Origin of the sequence: Streptomyces sp. NRRL F-5123, assembly GCF_000721495.1 — a bacterium.
Classification (GTDB): Bacteria; Actinomycetota; Actinomycetes; order Streptomycetales; family Streptomycetaceae; genus Actinacidiphila.
Map to the genome: position 1 here is coordinate 1 of NZ_JOHY01000008.1, position 16797 is coordinate 16797.

15 protein-coding genes are annotated in these 16797 nt (G+C 70.4%); 4 read left to right on the forward strand and 11 right to left on the reverse strand.

Annotated elements, in window-relative coordinates:
* Positions 1 to 60: 60 nt before the first annotated feature.
* Positions 61 to 222 (reverse strand): hypothetical protein, encoded by a 162-nt coding sequence (locus IH54_RS45440; protein ID WP_159011762.1) that lies wholly within the window; start codon positions 220 to 222, stop codon positions 61 to 63.
* Positions 219 to 1313 (reverse strand): hypothetical protein, encoded by a 1095-nt coding sequence (locus IH54_RS0109655; RefSeq protein WP_052397255.1) that lies wholly within the window; start codon positions 1311 to 1313, stop codon positions 219 to 221. The genes IH54_RS45440 and IH54_RS0109655 overlap by 4 nt, the downstream gene beginning before the upstream one ends.
* A gap of 29 nt (positions 1314 to 1342) precedes the next feature.
* Here IH54_RS0109655 and IH54_RS0109660 point away from each other — a divergent pair, with 29 nt between their 5' ends.
* Entirely contained in the window at positions 1343 to 1672 is a 330-nt protein-coding gene (locus IH54_RS0109660) for a hypothetical protein (protein WP_031514902.1), read from the forward strand.
* Between the two features lie 80 nt (positions 1673 to 1752).
* Here IH54_RS0109660 and IH54_RS0109665 read toward each other — a convergent pair whose 3' ends face one another.
* Positions 1753 to 2313 carry an NUDIX domain-containing protein gene (locus tag IH54_RS0109665; protein WP_052397256.1) on the reverse strand — a complete coding sequence of 187 codons (561 nt, stop codon included), beginning with the start codon at positions 2311 to 2313 and terminating at the stop codon, positions 1753 to 1755.
* Positions 2314 to 2372: 59 nt separating this feature from the next.
* Between IH54_RS0109665 and IH54_RS0109670 the strand changes: the two genes are divergently transcribed.
* On the forward strand, positions 2373 to 3338 hold the full coding sequence (locus tag IH54_RS0109670) for a pirin family protein (protein ID WP_031514906.1): 966 nt from the start codon (positions 2373 to 2375) through the stop codon (positions 3336 to 3338).
* Between the two features lie 2059 nt (positions 3339 to 5397).
* Here IH54_RS0109670 and cas2 read toward each other — a convergent pair.
* The 8 genes from cas2 to IH54_RS47605 form a co-directional block, all read right to left on the reverse strand.
* Positions 5398 to 5691, reverse strand: a complete 294-nt coding sequence (gene cas2, locus IH54_RS0109680) for a CRISPR-associated endonuclease Cas2 (RefSeq protein ID WP_199923364.1) — start codon at positions 5689 to 5691, stop codon at positions 5398 to 5400.
* A complete protein-coding gene (gene cas1c, locus IH54_RS0109685; RefSeq protein ID WP_031514913.1) occupies positions 5688 to 6722 on the reverse strand; it encodes a type I-C CRISPR-associated endonuclease Cas1c in 1035 nt (344 codons plus the stop codon). Before cas1c ends, cas2 begins: the two co-directional genes overlap by 4 nt.
* A complete protein-coding gene (gene cas4, locus IH54_RS0109690; RefSeq protein WP_031514915.1) occupies positions 6719 to 7345 on the reverse strand; it encodes a CRISPR-associated protein Cas4 in 627 nt (208 codons plus the stop codon). Before cas4 ends, cas1c begins: the two co-directional genes overlap by 4 nt.
* 46 nt (positions 7346 to 7391) lie before the next feature.
* Complete coding sequence (gene cas7c, locus IH54_RS0109695; protein ID WP_031514917.1) at positions 7392 to 8309, reverse strand: type I-C CRISPR-associated protein Cas7/Csd2; 918 nt, start codon at positions 8307 to 8309, stop codon at positions 7392 to 7394.
* Between the two features lie 38 nt (positions 8310 to 8347).
* Positions 8348 to 10123, reverse strand: coding sequence for a type I-C CRISPR-associated protein Cas8c/Csd1 (gene cas8c, locus IH54_RS0109700; RefSeq protein WP_159011764.1), 1776 nt, complete (start codon positions 10121 to 10123; stop codon positions 8348 to 8350).
* Positions 10124 to 10127: 4 nt separating this feature from the next.
* Positions 10128 to 10871 (reverse strand): type I-C CRISPR-associated protein Cas5c, encoded by a 744-nt coding sequence (gene cas5c, locus IH54_RS0109705; protein WP_031514921.1) that lies wholly within the window; start codon positions 10869 to 10871, stop codon positions 10128 to 10130.
* A gap of 140 nt (positions 10872 to 11011) precedes the next feature.
* A complete protein-coding gene (locus tag IH54_RS0109710) occupies positions 11012 to 13261 on the reverse strand; it encodes a CRISPR-associated endonuclease Cas3'' (protein ID WP_043180387.1) in 2250 nt (749 codons plus the stop codon).
* Between the two features lie 129 nt (positions 13262 to 13390).
* Positions 13391 to 14968, reverse strand: coding sequence for an SMI1/KNR4 family protein (locus IH54_RS47605; protein WP_052397257.1), 1578 nt, complete (start codon positions 14966 to 14968; stop codon positions 13391 to 13393).
* An 830-nt stretch (positions 14969 to 15798) separates the two neighbouring features.
* Here IH54_RS47605 and IH54_RS46120 point away from each other — a divergent pair.
* Both IH54_RS46120 and IH54_RS46125 read left to right on the forward strand, forming a co-directional pair.
* Positions 15799 to 15972, forward strand: a complete 174-nt coding sequence (locus IH54_RS46120; RefSeq protein WP_199923365.1) for a hypothetical protein — start codon at positions 15799 to 15801, stop codon at positions 15970 to 15972.
* Positions 15973 to 16227: 255 nt separating this feature from the next.
* Complete coding sequence (locus tag IH54_RS46125) at positions 16228 to 16773, forward strand: MAB_1171c family putative transporter (RefSeq protein WP_324607768.1); 546 nt, start codon at positions 16228 to 16230, stop codon at positions 16771 to 16773.
* The last annotated feature ends 24 nt before the right edge of the window (positions 16774 to 16797 follow it).

A 16797-nucleotide genomic window follows, 5' to 3' on the forward strand; every position in this document is an offset into this window, starting at 1 on the left:
ACCCGCGGGCCCCGCCCCGGGCCGCCCGCGGGCCCCGCCCCGGCCCGCCCACGACCCCGTTCACCTGCGGCGACGCTGCATCGCCGCGTACACCAGCACGACGAGGGCCACGGCCAGGACGACGGACACGACGATGACGGCGGTGTGGTCGCCGCCGCCGCCCGAATCCCGGCGGGGGGCGATGTCGGCGAGCAGGACGGTGGCGGTGCTGGTCGTGGTCATACGGTGCCTCCGGCGGCAGCGGTGGTCGTGGTGGAGGGGGCGGTGGCGGGGGCGGCCTTCGGGCCCATGCCCAGGACGAGCATCAGCAGGACCGGGAATTCCAGGTAGGCGTGGTAGCTGGCCAGCGCCGCGTAGACCGAGGTGCCCTGGTCGTAGTCGCTCACGAACAGCGCGGCGAGCGCGGCGCCCGCGCCGAGGCCCAGCGCCCATGCCCGGCGGGCGTTCAGCACCGGCACCCGCCGCTCGAAGGCCGCGGTCGCGTCGGGCGCGTAGCGCGGCATGAACCACACCCACACCAGGTAGTGCATGAGCGCCATGAAGGCGAAGACGGTGACGAAGCGCAGGTCGGCACCGCTGTGCAGCCACGCGGGAGGGGTGTACGTCGCGGACAGCCGCCTGGTCCAGCCCGAGCCGGCGCCCATCAGGGGGTCGAACGCGCCGGCCAGGATCAGCGCCGGGATCACCAGCACCCAGCAGGCCTGCACCGCCCGGAAGAGCCGGCGGCCGCGGCCCATGCCGCGCGACCACTCCCACAGGAAGACCAGCGGCACCACGTTGTGCAGATGCGTGAGGACGACGAAGTGGTAAGCGGGGAAGCTCAGCGATGCCGCCGTGGACGCCGCGATCACCGCACCCGCCGCCGCCAGCACCCACGGGCGGTGCCGCAGCGCGTGCGCGCACGCCACCGCGAGCAGCCCGTACGCCAGCAGGATCTCGCCGTCGCGGGTGGCCGCAGAGGCGGGCAGCACCCGGCACAGCACGATGCCGGTGATCAGCGCGGCCAGCAGCCGCAGGAAGGCGCCGTGCAGCACCTGCTCGAAGCGGCCCGCCATGTAGCGCAGCTCCAGCACGTTGTGCAGGATGCCCAGGCTCGCCAGCCCCACCACCGCGGTGCCCGCGGGCATCCGCAGCGACACGGCCAGGACCGCCACCGTCAGCAGCGCGAAGCCGGCGACCGGGCCGCTGCCCACCGCTCGCGCCTCCCGCGCGCCGCCGCTCCCCGCGCCGCCGCCCCGCGCCCCGCTGCCGCGGACCGGATGACGGCCGCGCAGACCGCCGGCCGCCACCCCCGCTCCGACCGCACTGGCCATGCCTTCCCTCCCCGTGACACGATCCCGCCGTGTCCTATCCCGCGGCCCTCGCCCTCACCGTGGCGACCGAGGTGCCCGTCTACGCGGCCGCGCTGGCCGCCGCGTCCCAGGCCCCGCCAGGGCGTACGGCGGCCGCCGCGGTGATCGTCAACTGTGTGACGCACCCGCCCCTGTGGTGGTTCCTCCGCCATGTGCCGCTCGCCGCCTACTGGCCCGCCCTCACGTGCGCCGAGGCCGCGGTGGTGCTGGCCGAGGGGTGGCTGACGGCACGTCTGCTGCGGCTGCGCGGGCCCGCGCCGTACGCGGCCTCGACGGCGGCGAACGCGGTGTCGGTGCTGGCGGGGCTGCTGCTGCTCTGAGGGGCCGGGGCGGTGGGGGGTCCGGCCGAGCAGGGGCGGCCCCGCCCGGTTCGGTGCTGCTCGGTCGAGCCCCGCCCGGTTCAGTCCCGCCCGGGGTGCTCCGCGCGCCAGGCCAGCAGCCGGCGGTAGGCCTCCAGGCCGTCCGGCACCCACTGCCACTCCGTCAGCCGCAGTGCGAGCTCCTCCTGCGTCAGGAAGCCGTGCCAGGCGACCTCCTCCGGCTGCGGCGCCACCGGCAGGTCGCAGCGCACCCGGTAGACGGCGGACCACCAGCTGTGCCCGCCCTCCTCGTAGAGGAAGCGGAAGAGCGGCTCGGGCTGCGGCAGCCCGCTGACCCCCAGCTCCTCCTCGGCCTCGCGGTGCGCGGCCTCGTCGTAGGACTCGCCCGTGCCCAGCACGCCGCCCACGAACAGGTCGTACAGGGAGGGGAAGATCAGCTTCTGCGGGGTGCGGCGGTGGACGAACACCCGTCCGGCGCCGTCGGTCACGAGGACGAACGCGGCGCGGTGGCGCAGGCCGCGGGCGTACGCGTCGGCGCGCCGGGCCCGCCCGACGACCACGTCGTGCTCGTCGACGATGTCGATGACCTCGTCCGCGGAGAGTCCGCCCGCGTCCGTGTCCCCGTCAATGCCTTCGCTCATACGGCGATTCAACCACCCGCTCCCGCGTCCGGACGGGCGCCCCGGTGCATGATCGACGCATGAGCAATCTCGATGTGAAGCCCGCGGCCACCGTCTGCGGCGGCCGCCAGGACGTCTCCGCCGCCCCCGTCCACGAACTGCTCACCGCCCGCACGGTGCCGCTCGGCGAGAGCACGCAGGTGCGCAGGCTGCTGCCGAACCTCGGCCGGCGCATGGTCGGCGCCTGGTGCTTCGTCGACCACTACGGCCCCGACGACATCGCCCAGGAGCCCGGCATGCAGGTGCCGCCGCACCCGCACACCGGCCTGCAGACCGTCAGCTGGCTGCACGAAGGCGAGGTGCTGCACCGCGACAGCCTGGGCAGCAAGCAGACCGTACGCCCGCGCGAGCTGGGCCTGATGACCTCCGGACGCGGCATCTCGCACTCCGAGGAATCCCCTCGCGAACACGCGCGCTACCTGCACGGAGCCCAGCTCTGGGTCGCCCTCCCCGGCACGGACCTGGACATCCCGCCCGCTTTCGAGCACCACCCGGAACTGCCCACCGTCACGGGCAGTGGCCTGCACGCGACCGTCATCCTGGGCGACCTCGACGGCACGGTCTCACCCGGCACCACCTACACCCCCCTCGTCGGCGCGGACCTCACCCTCTCCGAGGGCGCCAGCGCCCGCCTCCCCCTCCAGCCCGACTTCGAGTACGCCGCCCTCCCCATGTCCGGCTCCACCGACGTCGACGGCGTCCGCCTCACCCCCGGCTCCATGCTCTACCTCGGCGCCGGCCGCACCGAACTCCCCCTCCACGCCACGACCGACAGCTCCCTGATGCTCCTGGGCGGCGAGCCCTTCGCCGAACGCATCGTCATGTTCTGGAACTTCGTCGGCCGGTCAGGTGAGGACATCGTTGAGGCCCGCGAGGCCTGGCGCACCGGCACCCGCTTCGGCGAGGTCCACGGCTACGCGGGCCCCCGCCTGGAGGCCCCCGCCCTCCCTCCGACGCCGCTGAAGCCGCGGGGGCGGGAGCGCTGAGCTGGGGTTTTCCCCTCTCCGGTGCCCTCGCCGTGGTGCTCCGACGCGGCGGGCACCGCGGCCCCGGGAGGGCACGCATGAGCCGTGGCGGAACCGTCGCGGACCCGGTCCGGAGGGCCTCGGCGATTCTCTTGTGGGACCGGCTGTGACCTGGCATTCCAGGACTGATGCTGACCCGATGCTGAGTTTACTGACGCATCATCTGATGACTCTGAGCTGCGGATGCGCGCGCAAATCTCGTCTTCGGCCGGACCGGCGTCCGGAACGACCATGAGTTCACGCGAACGGGCGAAGTTCCGCCCTGAGCGGGCCCTGGCGAGGGGGCGTTGGCCGGGTGCCCGTCTCGTCACAGCTGGGCGCATCGCCCCGGCGCCGCTCGTGGAGGCTTCGCCAGGCGACCACCTCTGACGACGCCGGGGGCGACAGCGGGCGTCACTTCAGGTGGCCTATTCGCTCGCCGTCTCCGGTGCGCTGCGTCGGCCGTGCTCCGCACAGTCAGATCGGTGTTCCGATCTCCCTCTGGGGGCGTTGCTTGCCCGTCCTGAGGTAAGTTCGCGCCAGCGTCACGTTTGGACTGCTTGATCACGGCGAAGTTCGCGCCGAGCCGTGAGGGCTGGCGGCCTGTTGCTTCGGAACCTCAAGTGCACACGCGCCACGCGGTTCGCACCGAAGGATAATGTCGGATATTGACCCACTTGACCCCCGCGAGCTCCTGTCAGCAAGACCCCACCGGGCAGGACTACGCTGGCCAAGTACCGTGGCCGTCGCCCTCCGGGACGGCGGAGGATCGCAACTCCGGCTCCTGCAGTCGATCCTCGACTGGTTCAGGTATGGCCGCCGTCCTCCGGGACGGCGGAGGATCGCAACCACGTCCCCAGCGTGAACATGCCGACCGCCCCGGATGGCCGCCGCCCTCCGGGACGGCGGAGGATCGCAACGTGGCGTCGACCATCACCCCGGCCACCTGCCGCGGGAATGGCCGCCGCCCTCCGGGACGGCGGAGGATCGCAACGACGTGTCCGCGGGAACGGTCGCGGCGGTCAACGGCAATGGCCGCCGCCCTCCGGGACGGCGGAGGATCGCAACGTCGCGCTTGACGGAATCGAGGCGCGCCCCGAGGTGGCCGTCGCCCTCCGGGACGGCGGAGGATCGCAACACGTACCCGGGGTCACCGCCGGGGATCTTGAAGTGGCCGTCGCCCTCCGGGACGGCGGAGGATCGCAACAGCAGCGTCACGGCCGTAGGCAACTGCCCGCGCTGGTGGCCGCCGCCCTCCGGGACGGCGGAGGATCGCAACACTCCCTGGTCCATCTCGTAGAACCGCCGACCCACGTGGCCGCCGCCCTCCGGGACGACGGAGGATCGCAACGTCGTGATGGCCGAGGTCGGCCGGGTCGGGGGCGGTGTGGCCGTCGCCCTCCGGGACGACGGAGGATCGCAACGGCGAAGGCCGGGGCGCCCTGGCAGATGGTCAGGCCGTGGCCGCCGCCCTCCGGGACGGCGGAGGATCGCAACGAGAACACCGAGACCGGCGACGGCCGGGTGTTCGCCGCCCGTGGAGAACCCGGCGCCGGTGGCCGTTGCCCTCCGGGGCGGCGGAGGATCGCAACACCAAGGGCGGCGGTAACCTCGTGGACGCGGCCGTGGTGGCCGTCGCCCTCCGGGACGACGGAGGATCGCAACCGCTGTACGAGTGGTTGACCTTCGTGTCGAGCACCAGTGGCCGCCGCCCTCCGGGGCGGCGGAGGATCACAGCTACCTGCGCATCAACGCAGTGGAGCAGGCGCACGACAAGTGGCCACCGTCCCCCGAGACGGCGAAGGATCGCAACTGGACCCGCGAGCAGACCGGCGAGGAAGCTGCCCCGTGGCCGCTGCCCTCCGGGGCGGCGGCGGATCGCAACCACGGTGGTGTGCCAGGCCTCAAGGCTGCCACTATCGCTGCCCGTGAGGACAGCACCGCCTCGTTCGCCTCCCCGGCCGGTCGTTGTCGCGGACCGGGCGAGGCGGACGTGCCTCAGAGCCAGCCGAGAGCTCCCGTGGGGCCAAGGCGCCACCGGTCAGATAACCAAATCCTCCCGGTGCGGCAGCGCGCTCGCGACACCCAGCGTGTGGACGTCCCTGAAGCCGTTCGGCGGGAGGCGGTACACGCGGATGTTGTCGGTGTCCGTGTCGATCACGTGGTCGAGCGTGGCCAGGAGCTGGAGGAGATCCTTCTCGTCGGCGACGATCTCGAAGACGGACTTCTGGACGCGCAGCCCGTAGCCCTCGCAGAGTTTGGCGACTCTCCGCAGGCGGCGGCGGCCTTCCGGCGACGTGGTTTCGACGTCGTAGGTGACTAGGAGGTCCGTCACTGGGCGGTCCAGGGCAGGTAGCCGGGGAGTTCGCCCCGCAAGTGGCGGGCGAGGATGCGGGCCTGGACGGTGGGGAGGAGTCCTGCGGGGGCATCGCGGCCGGCAAGTGGGTGTTCCCAGGGCTGGGTTTTCCATTCCTGCCAGGCGGCGATGACGGCCTTCCGGCCGTCGTCGGTGAGGCGCACGGAGCCGCCGGTGATGTTCTCGAAGTGCTCGGGCCGCAGTTGTCGGCGGTTGAAGAGGGTGAGGGCGAAGCGGTCGGCGAGGACGGGGCGGAATTCCTCCATCAGGTCGAGGGCGAGAGCCGGCTTACCGGGGCGCAGGCCGTGGAGAAAGCCGATGTACGGGTCGAGGCCGACCTGTTCGGCCGCTCCGTGGACGAGCCCGCGGAGGAGGCCGTACGTGAAAGAAAGCAGTGCGTTGACCGGGTCCGTGGGCGGGCGGCGGTTGCGGTGGGTGAAGGCGGGGATTCCTTCCACCGGGCGAAGCGCGTCGCGCAGGGCAGTGAAGTAGGCACGGGCCGCGTTGCCCTCGATGCCCATGACGACGTCGAGCGACTCGGCCGTCGCCGTGGCCGCGAGGGCGCCTTCGAGTTCGCCGATCACCGCGCGCATGCGGTCGCGCGGCGCGGCGGTCGCGTCCCGGGCGGCGCGCAGGAGGATCCAGCGGCTGTTCCGGATCTTGCCGGCGACGATGTTGCGCGCGATGCCGAGCCGCGCCGCGGGGTCGTCGTGGAGTTGGTGCTGGGCGTGCCGGAGCAGGACGTTGCCGTGCACGGCGCTGTCCAGCCTGGCGAGGTAGCGGCCTCCCTGGGTCATCCAGGTGACCGGGCGGTTGTCCTGGGCGCAGCGCGTGATCAGCTCGGTGGACAGGTCGACGTGGCCGTACACCACGATGCTCTCGATGCGCTTGAGCGGAAGGATCTTGCGCCCTGACACGTCGGGTATGCGGACGCGCAGCGAGTCCTGCTCGAGACGTAGCTGCGTGCCCTGGGTCTGGACGTAGAGGGTGTTGAGGAGTTCGGTGGTCACTCGTCGCCGTCCGGAGCGTTGTCGATGCGGTAGAGGTCGGTGAGGGCTCGTTGGAAGCGGTCGGTCGCCGCGAGAACGTCGGGCATGCAGCCGGTCACCATGGAGCAGCGTCGGCAACGGCTGTCCGCGAGCGCGGCCGGGAGGGTCTGCCCCGCGAGCAGCGTGCGTACGGCGGCGGTCACTTCCAGCACGCGGGTGCGCAGTGCCGCGTCGACAGCGAGCAGGTGTCGTCGCCGGTCTGCAGCCGAGTAGATCGCGGCTTCGGGGACGGGGTGGTCGAACATCCCCTCCAGGCACATCGCCTGGGCCGCGACCTGGACGTCCGCCGGTCCTCCGGGGACGTAGCGGCCCGACTTGTGCTCGACGGGCAGGATCCGGCCGTCGGCGTGGATCTCCACGGTGTCGCAGACGCCGGTCAGCCCGTGGCCGTCGTGCCACACGGGGAGAGCGTGCAGGGTGCGTACGGTGGCGCGACGTTGCGCTCCCGGTGTGTCGACTCGCTGGTGGAGGAGGGTGCCGCGGACGGTTGCCGCATCGTCGGTGAAGGCGTCCTCCAGGAGGATCAGCCCGCACTGCCTGGGGCAGTAGGCGTAGTGCTCCAGGGAGGAGAGGGAGACCTGCACGAGGCCTGTCTCCCTCTGCCCGCCCCGAGCGGTGGTGGCGGTCACGTCACTGGGCGATCGTCCGGAGGGTCGTGAGGGTGACGCCGGCGGGCAGGTCGGCGTCGTGGATCTCGACGGTCCCGTAGTCAGTGAAGGACCGGGCGCTGGCGTCGCCCAGGGGCTTCACGGCGACGAGGTCGAGCAGGGTGTGGGCCGGTGCGCGCCCGAAGGCGTCCTCGTGCGTGAAGACGTAGAGGCCGCGCAGGGCCATGTTGGCGCGGGCGGCCGCCCGGTCGTGGTCGAACATGAGCGTGAAGGCACGCCAGAACGTGGCCAGGTCGTCACTCGTCACGCCGGTGCGGGCGGCGAGGGGGGCGCTGAAGTGGCCGGCGCCGCGATACAGGCCGTAGGGCACGATGTGCTTGGAGCCCATCTCCGTCTCCTTCCCCCCTTCCGTCTTCTTGGGGTCGGGGTCGTTCCACGCGTCTACGTCCTCCTGCTTGGTGGGCGTGACACGGGTGATGCCGATGTCGAAGGGCGTGACCGGGTCGATGCTGCGGGAGAACCCGATCTGCACGGGTCCCTGCACCCGGCCCGCCTGCTTGTCCTTCTTGCCGGTGGACATCACGGCGCCGAACATGCGCACGTCGAAGAAGTTCTGGCACATCCAGGCCTGGGCGCTCTTCTTGTCAGTGGCGTTGCCCTGGTCGGCCGCGTAGGCCCGCTCGTGCTGGGCGTTGAGGGCGACCCCGGCCTCCACGTAGATCTCGTAGCCGGGCCGCCTCTCGTGCTCGTTGAACATCGCGACGGTGTTGCGGATTTTCCGCTTGATCGCGACGTCGGTGATCAGGCCCTGCCCGGTGATCGGGTCGGTACGGGGCATCCCGCCGTTGTCGGGGTCGCCGTTGGGGTTGCTGTCGAGGCAGTCGACGAGGAAGGCGAAGTCGTGCTTGCGGGTGGGGTCGAGGTGAGGTGCGACGCTCACGAGTCGGTACTCCTTGCGGGTGAACGTAGAAGGGCGGGTCAGGCGGTGGTCGGCTCGTCGGACGCCTTCCTGGCGTCCTTCTCGGCCTTGCGGGCGCGTCGGGCGGCGAGGTCGTCGGCACGCTGGTGCTCGTATCCGATGACGAACCGTGCCTGCTGCCGGGGAGTGAGATGGACGGGCAGGTGGTCGATGCCCTGGAAGATCTCCGTCAGCCGGTTCTCCAGGGCGATGCCGGCGCCCTTGTTGTCACGGCGCAGCCGCTTCAGGTGGGCCATGGCGTCGAAGCGCAGGTGGGTGAGCGTGGTGCCCGGGGCGGTGGCGGCCGTACGGAAGTGCTTGTCCCGCAGCGTGGTGTTGAGCTTCGGCAGCGCCGCACGCTGGATGGCCTCCAGGACGGCGAAAGCCCGCCCGCAGAGATACGGGACGTCGTGCTGGTCCGGGTCGAGGGTCGGCATGAGGTGGTCCTCGGGGTAGGCGGAGCGGTTGAGGATCAGGCGCAGCAGCGCGATGCGCGGGGCGTCGACGCGGGCGTCGGCGTGGATGCGCAGCAGCAGGCGGGGCAGTACCCAGGCCGGCAGCGGAGCGCGGTGCAGGGCGCTGTGCACGAGGGCGGTCTGCATGCCGTGCGGGGCGGTGTCCTTCACGTAGCGGTCGCCGCTCGCCCGTCCCATGCACAGCGTCAGCTGCCACAGGGGTACGTACTGCGTCTCGCCGGTCCAGCCGTTGTGCACGCCGTGGTCCTCGTACCAGGCGCCCAGGTTGGCCTGGAGCTGCTCCACGGGGAGGTCCAGCCACTCGCGGACGACGACGCGCGCGTTGTTGAGGCCGAGGGTGAGGCTGTGGAAGTCGTCGGGGGAGACCAGCTGCCCGGCCACGGGATCGGGGGCCTTGTGGAGCACGGAGATGGCGTGGCTGATGGCCGCCGGATCGGGCTCGCCGCCGAAGAGCAGGGCCTCCAGGGTGTCCTCGGAGTTCTCGCGCGTCCACCAGACCATGACCCCCTCGCCGGGCATGCGGTGGTGGTGGCCGGGCCGGGACAGGAGATGGTTGAGGCCGGCCATGGCCCTGGCGCCGCATCGGTCGCAAATCGGCGTGTTGGCGAGCTGCATGACACCGTTGCGGCCCTGGGCCGACGTGTTGATCGAGACCAGTTGCCCCTCGTTCGTCCCTCCGGCGCTCGGGATCGCGCCCTTCTTGACCGGCTCGGGAATCGTCGCGAGCAGGGCGCCGTACTCGCCGCACACCAGGCAGAGACCGACCTCGCCGCCCTTGCGTTCGCGGGCTACGAGAGCCCACAGCTCCTTCACCGAGGGCTCCTCGTGGAGGAACTGCGTCCCGACCATCAACGCCACCGTGTCCTTGGCGTCGATGTCCGGAAGGTCTTTCTTCATCCTCACGAGAGCGTCAGAGGTGAAGAATGTCCGTACGGCGTCCGCGCGCGCATCTCCGGCCTGACCGTCGGCCCACCGCAGGACCAACTCCCGATAGGCGGCGTTCCGCCGTTCAGCTTCGGCGATCTCCTTCTCCGAGGGACCGGCAGCCTTGTCGGCGGTCTTGGGTAGACCGAGGACGAACTCCGCGGAGTCCACCAGCAGGTAGGGCGGCACCTTCGTGCCGGACCGCTGCACGTAGGGAACCGGCTGGATCAGCGCCTGGTCCCGTGCTTTCGCCGGTACGCGTCTGTCCCGCAGTTCCGCGCCGGCTCCGTCCTCGGCGATGTCCAGGATCCAGTGGATCTGCTTCTCCCGGTAGAACTCGGCCGGCAGCGTCTCGGCGACGTGATCCGCGTACGCGGTGAGCTTCTGCAGCAGCACGCCGTCACCGTCCGGCCCGGGCGGCACGCTGTGAGCCGGTCGGCATGGCGACCGCCTCGTCCGGCAGCGGTGCGAGCGGCACCTCCATGACCCCTTCGCTGACCGAGGCGCGGAACCAGCGGTAGCGCTCGCCCTGCGGGGTGTAGGCGATGGAGTGCAGCATGAGGCCCAGCTCTTGTGTGCAATCCCGCTGGACTTCGTAGGCCGGGTCGGCGGGACCGAACTGGGCCGTGAATTCCCGGCAGCCGAAGAACGGCTGCGAGAAGCACGCACCGCGCTCCACCCTCCTGCGGAGTTGCTGGCGGTACTTCTCCTCAGGGCTCTCCTCCTGCGAGACGGTCACCACCTGGGCGTGGATGCGGTACCGGACGTCGCGCAGGGCCACGGTGTTGCGCTGGTCCCGGTCCTCGGAGGCGTCGTAGCGGGCCGTGCGGTCCGCGCGGAGCTGCGCCACCCGCTGGTCGGAGACGACCGACTGCACCTCGTTGCGGCGGACCTGCATCCACCGGATGGGGGCGAGGACTTCGATCCTGGTGATGGCGTAGTTGAATTGCGGCTTCCAGAAGATCGATTCCAGCAGGCCGGTCGCGGCCGAGGGGGTCATCACTGGGTAGCTGACCCTTTCGACCTTCAGCTCCGGCCTTGTGAAGCAGGCCAGGTCACCCCAGGTCTCGACCACCAGGTCCGGGAAGGCCCAACCGCCGTTGCCACGCCGTTCGCGGCGGGCACTCGGCAAGGACGTACTCACACCATTCCTCCTTGGATTCACACGCCCACGACCAGTGCGCGGTGCCCCACCCAGCCCTCGCGGGCGACACGTGGTGAGCAAATAGTGCCTCAGGGTAAGCACAACTGGTCGTAAATCATGAGAAGTTGGGAAAACATCAGTCAGATCTGGTAAGCGCTACGGTCTTCCGGATGCTCGGGCTCCAGACCCCGTTCCGAGTCGTAGCGGCCCAGCCACAGCACCAGGTCGCCGACCACCGGCTCGGCGAGACCCACCTTCAACGCGTCGTCGACCTCGTTCCGCGGCAGGGAGGCGATGTGGGGCTGGAGTCTGCGAAAGACGCCCGACAGATCCTTGAGGCGTCCGTAGGGGTCGCGCAGCGCGGCGACGTCCGCCTCGATCTCCTCCGCGGCGCCGTTCTCCCGTATGACCAGGACCGGTCTCGCGTGCTGGTTGTCGATCATCTGGAAGAGCTTGTCCACTTCGGGGAAGTCGAGTCCGCGGCGGGCGCTCTCGACGTCCTCACCCATCGGCCGGCCGCCGCTCCCGAGGTAGGCGTAGCGCTTGCCGTAGTAGCTGCGCAGGGAGTCCAGATCGTCCGGCGTGGCGAGGTCGGGCCCGAAGTACAGCTCGGTCGCCTGGAGCGCCGACTTGTAGACGCCGTCGTTCGGCTGGCTGCCGTCGCTCGGCCGGAAGACGACCACCGTGCCCAGACCGGGCAGCAAGCTCTCGCGGTTGCACCGGCCTGCGGCCTGCTGAAGGGATTCGGCCGGAGCCCACGCCCGGTAGACCCGCGGAAAGTCGACATCGACCCCCGCTTCGATCAGCGACGTGGACACGACCCGCACCGGAGCGCCGTCCCGGAGATCGGCGCGGATCTCCTCGATGACCTCCCGGCGGTGCCCGCCGGTCATCCGCGTCGACAGGTGCACCACTTTGCCGCTGATGCGCTCCTTGAGCAGGCGGTGCAAGTGAGCCGCGTCCTTCGTGGTGTTCACGATAGAGAGCACCTGCGGCCCGCCGTCTGCAGCGATCTCCTCGGCGACGCTGTCCCAGGTGACGTCCTCACCCAGCCGCCACTCGTACTCGACGCGTCGCAGTTGCTCGAACAATGCCGCGGTGTCGCAGACGACCATGTGCTTCGGTACGCCCTGCATCTCCGGCAGCGACCAGAATTCCGGCTGGGTCGCCGAGGCCAGGACCACGGTCACGCCGAAGTGCTCCACAAGATCCCGCAGACCGCTGAGGATCGGGATCAGCAGCCGGTCGGGGAGCGCCTGGACCTCGTCGAGGACGATCACAGAGCCGGCGACGCGGTGGAGCTTCCGCATCGCGGACGGCTTACGCGCGAACAACGACTCGAAGAGCTGCACGGTGGTCGTCACCACGAAGGGGGCGTCCCAGTTCTCCGCGGTCAGCCGGGCCCACTCGCTGACGTCGTCGTCCTCGTCGATCTCCACCGAACTGTGGTGTTCCAGGACCACCGGTGTTTCGTTCCCCGTACGGGGCGGATCGAGAAGATCCCGGTACACCTTGGCGTTCTGCTCGGTGATGCTCGTGTACGGCACAGCGACGATGACGCGCTGCATCCCGTGCGCCGCCGCGTGGTGCAGGGCGAACCCACCGGCTGCCAGCGTCTTCGCCCCACCGGTGGGAACGTGCAGAACGAACATGCCCGGCTCGCCGTCGGCTGCGGCAACCGCCTCCTGGTAGACGCGCTCACGCAGATGCGCCACCGGCGTCGTCGCCCGGCCCCGGAGGAACGCCGATCGGCGCTCCTCGAACCGCTTCACCAGGCCGCCCATGTCCACCGGCGCAGCCAGGCGCACCGGGGCTCCCGTGAAGTGCGCCTCGGTGTCGAGGTAATCCGCATCGACGAGGCAGCTGAAGAGCATGCGCACCAGCAGATCCACGCCGAGCCTCATCCGGTCGGCGCCCAGCCCGGAGAGCCACTGCGGCAACGGGACCCGCCGGTCCCGCACGATCTCGGGCACCACCTGAGCCACCGATTGCAAGGCCTCGCGAGCCTGAACCCCTTCCGGGCCGGCCGCCTTGACCTTGGCCAGGACGGCAGCGAGCGCCTGCAGATCGGGGAGCCCCCCGTGGTGCCCCTCCACGGCGGCCGCGAACGGCCGGCCCACGAACCGATCCACCAGCTCGGCCCCCGCCCCTTTGTGGGGGACGCCGACCGGCTTGCCGTACGGCTCCGCGTGATGGACGAGGCGGTCCTGCCACGCCGTGCAGCCCTTACCGACGTCGTGCACCAGCGCGAGGTACTCCGCAACCTCACCGGCGCCGAACACCTCGCCGAAGCCGCGGGCCAGCGCGGCCGTTCCCCGCAGGTGATCTTCCAGCGTGTGCCTGAGCTGTGACTGCGAACTGCGGCTATGTGCGTATAACTGAGGCTGCATGGTGCCAACTCCGCGAACGACAACAAACCCCTGGGGCCAGGGACGCCGCACACCCTACGACCCACCACTGACAAAGGCCGCCTGGCAGCCATTCTTGAGGCGCTTCTGCCAGGTGTCGTCGGTGCGGTGTCAGATGGCGTTCTGGACGGTGCCGGTGAGGTGGTAGGCGGTGGAGGTGTCGACGCCGAGGGCGGCCAGCAGGGCGAGGGCGGCGGTGAGGGGCGGTTTTCCGGCGAGGCGGGCGCCGGCGAGGTGGGCGGGGAGGCGGCCGGTGGTGGTCAGGGCGTCCCACTGGGGTTCGGAGAGGGCGAGGTAGCGCAGGCCGGGGAGGTCGGCCAGGAGCGCCAGGTCGGGGGTGGAGCAGCGGGACAGGTCGAGGGCGCGCAGTGCGGGGAGGGTGCGCAGCGGGGCGAGGTCGACCGGGGTCTCCGAGGCGACCGCGAGGGAGGCGAGGTGGGGGTGGCCGGTGAGGGGGGCGAGGTCGGTAGCGGGGGTGAGGCCGACGGTCAGGTCCTCGACAGGGAGGGCGGCCAAGGGGGTGAGGTCGGCGGTGGCGCAGCGGTTGAGGTGGAGGCGGCGCAGGCGCGGGGTCGTGGTGAGCGGGGTGAGGTCGACGGGGGAGGGGGCGTCGTTGAGGTGGATGGCCTGGACGGCCGGTGTGAGGTGTTCGTCCAGGGTCGAGACGATCACCGTGTTCGCCTCGTCTCCGGACTGCTGCGGGGCGTGCGGGTCGGGCAGGCCCAGTATCTGGCCGAGCCAGGCCGTGACGGAGGAGGCGATGTAGCGCGGGCCCTCGTCGAAGTCCCGGCCGACCTCGATGACCTGGCCGGGGTGGCCGTTCGCGGCGGGGGCGAGGTCGACGGCGAGGAAGTTCCCGTCGAACCAGGTGGCGAACGGCAGCCAGCCCGGATGCCCCGTGCATCGGCGGACCGTGTTCGGCGGCTCGGCGTCGAGGACCACGTGGTTCCAGCCGAGGTCCCAGCCGAACCAGGTCGGGACGCCGATGTAGCCGTCGCGTTCTGCCAGAGCGGCGTCGAGCGGCATCCAGCAATACCCGTCCAGTGCCTCGTTGTCGCCGTCTCCGTCCGCCTCCAGATAGAGGGCCCGCAGGTCCGCGGGCAACGGCCTGCCGAGGCGCTGCTCGGCGGCGGCGAGCTGGGCCTCGGTGACGGGGGCGGGCATCTTCGCTTCCGCGCCGGACTCCTCGGCGTGCCGGAGCAGGAGGGCCCGCAGACGCTCGACAGCTTCCGCCGGGTCCCCGGCCTGAGGAAGTGCGGACCGCTCCGCGCTGTCGGCGGCAGCTGGTTCCGGCGGTTCGAAGGACGAGTCGACGGTCAGCGTCCACCCGTCCTCGGGGCCGCCCCCGGGCGCCAGCGTGTGTCGGAACACCACGAGCTCGAAGGCACCGGACGGGCGGCACCTCAGTTCCAGGGCGACGTGCTCCCAGCCGTGCGTTTCCTGGAAGGAGGACCCCAGCACGGCGAGGTTCTCGTGCGGGGACGGCATCCCGTAGAAGGCGCCCGTCCGACCGGGCACCACGTACCCGCCGCCGAACACGCCTGTGCCCGCCCGGCCCGCGTGCCCCCTCGACACGCACTCCGTCCAGCCTTCCGGCCCCGCGGCAACGATCGCCGCTGCCATCCGCCGCGCCACCTGCTCCACCGTCATGTCCTCGCCCGTCCCTCGCTCGTACGCTACGGCGATCATGGCAGCAGGCTCCGACAGGGCGATCGGCAGCGTTGAACTCTCTCGATCGCTGCGCGAGCAGCCGCACGACTTGTCGGATTGGCTGATTTCAGCATGGCCGCTTTGGGGTCGGGATCGACCGCGCGAATGCCGGACGGTTCAAGGAGGTGCACCCGCTACTCCACCAGGGTGGCAGTGTGGCAGCGCATATGCCAAGACCTTTGTCATGCCGATAACGTCGGAATCAACTGAATCCCGTGTGGGGTTCGTTGGGGCGAACACGCAAGGTATGGCATGAACGGCAGGGGGAGTCGGAAGGGTTTCGGACTCATGTGTGACAAGTGCGTACGTGAATCTTATGAGCGGCGTATCGACAGATTGCGACTGCCTCACCGGTTCACGACTCGCGAGCTCAGCGACGCCATCGCGCGGCGACGAGGGAAGGCCATCCTGGTGAAGCCGTTGGATGCCGCTGGACGTCTCGACGCGCCCTGCGGAATCCGAGTCGAGACCCCCGATTGCGACTTTGTCTTCTATGAGAAGAATGTTTCCGTGCATCACCAGCGTCACATCCTCACGCACGAATTGATACACGTATACATGGATCACCCGGGGAGTTTGGCCGTGGACGCCCCGGCGGCCCGCGTCGTCGGTCTGGACCCGACGCTGGTCCTGCGCATGTCCGGTCGTACGAGCTACTCCTCGGAGGACGAGAGGGAGGCCGAGGTGCTTGCCAGTCTCGTTCGACACAGAATGTATCGGGACCGGGAAGCTCCTCCTCAGTGCCCGGCGAAGGGCGCCGACAGCTGGGAGGCCCTGTTTTCTCAACCCCTCGCGAGGAGTCGTCGGCGTTGCTGGTAAATGCCCTTTTCTTCGGTGTTTCCTTTTCGCTGGTGGTCGTCGCCGCGTACTGGCTGGCAGGCCGTCGCGCGGGCCATTCCGCCGGTAGCCTGGCCACCGGTTCGCTGCTGGCCTTCTGCTCGCTCGCCTTCCTTTCCTACCCCCCTGGTCGTTCGGCTGACTGACAGCGTCGTTCCGCATCTGTCCCGGTTGGTCAGCAACTCCGCCTCAGTCGGGGCTTCTGTTTCGGTGGTTGGTGCGTCGTTTCAACTGAATCTGGCTCCCGAGGAGGCGCGTCCTCGGATCCGTCGGCGAGTGGTCCTTGCCGCCGCTCTCGTCGCTGCCATGTCATTCCTTTTCTTCCGCGAGGAGGCGAATGCCCGTCGGCGACTGAAGGGCCGGGTTGTTCGTCTCTGGTGGCTGCGCCGTGCGTGTTCAGCGTGACCGCGCCCGCATGCGCTGTGCTTCTCATCGGAGTCGGGGTCACTCTCCCGGCCGTCGTCTACCCGATCCAGCAGTCCCAACGGCGACGCTGGGAGGTTCGTTCGCTTGTCTCCCTGGAGCCCCTGTGGAGGGACTTGGCGGACGCCCTGCCGCACATCGTCCTTCGGGCGGCCGAGGATGATGACGACATGAACCTCGATCCGGGCTTCCGTCTCCACCGACGTGTCATCGAGATCAGCGACGGTCTCCTCGAGCTGCGTCCCTATCGTTCAAAGACGGTGTTGGAGACCGCTCGGCGGCGCATCGATGCACACACCACGCTGGGTGCCGGCCTTGTCGAAGCGGCGCTCACGCGAGCAGCGTTGGCTGCCCTCCGCTCGGGGCGGAAGCCCTGCGACGCCGTCGTTGCGGAATTGACCCCGCGCGGTGGAGACCTTCGAGCTGAGGCAGACTGGTTGGTGACGGTCGCCCATGCCTATGCCGGCGGCGCCGCGCTGGACGCCGCTCCGGCAGACGAACGCCCCGACGTTGTTGGAGTGTGACGTTGTGACCTCATCTACTTCGGG

What these genes read in the sequence shown, in the direction of transcription:
- IH54_RS0109670 (WP_031514906.1), top strand. Translation starts at nt 2,373, where the DNA reads ATGAGCAATCTCGATGTGAAGCCCGCGGCCACCGTCTGCGGCGGCCGC.
- IH54_RS0109665 (WP_052397256.1), bottom strand. Translation starts at nt 2,313, where the DNA reads ATGAGCGAAGGCATTGACGGGGACACGGACGCGGGCGGACTCTCCGCG.
- IH54_RS47605 (WP_052397257.1), bottom strand. Translation starts at nt 14,968, where the DNA reads ATGATCGCCGTAGCGTACGAGCGAGGGACGGGCGAGGACATGACGGTG.
- IH54_RS0109655 (WP_052397255.1), bottom strand. Translation starts at nt 1,313, where the DNA reads ATGGCCAGTGCGGTCGGAGCGGGGGTGGCGGCCGGCGGTCTGCGCGGC.
- IH54_RS0109710 (WP_043180387.1), bottom strand. Translation starts at nt 13,261, where the DNA reads ATGCAGCCTCAGTTATACGCACATAGCCGCAGTTCGCAGTCACAGCTC.
- IH54_RS45440 (WP_159011762.1), bottom strand. Translation starts at nt 222, where the DNA reads ATGACCACGACCAGCACCGCCACCGTCCTGCTCGCCGACATCGCCCCC.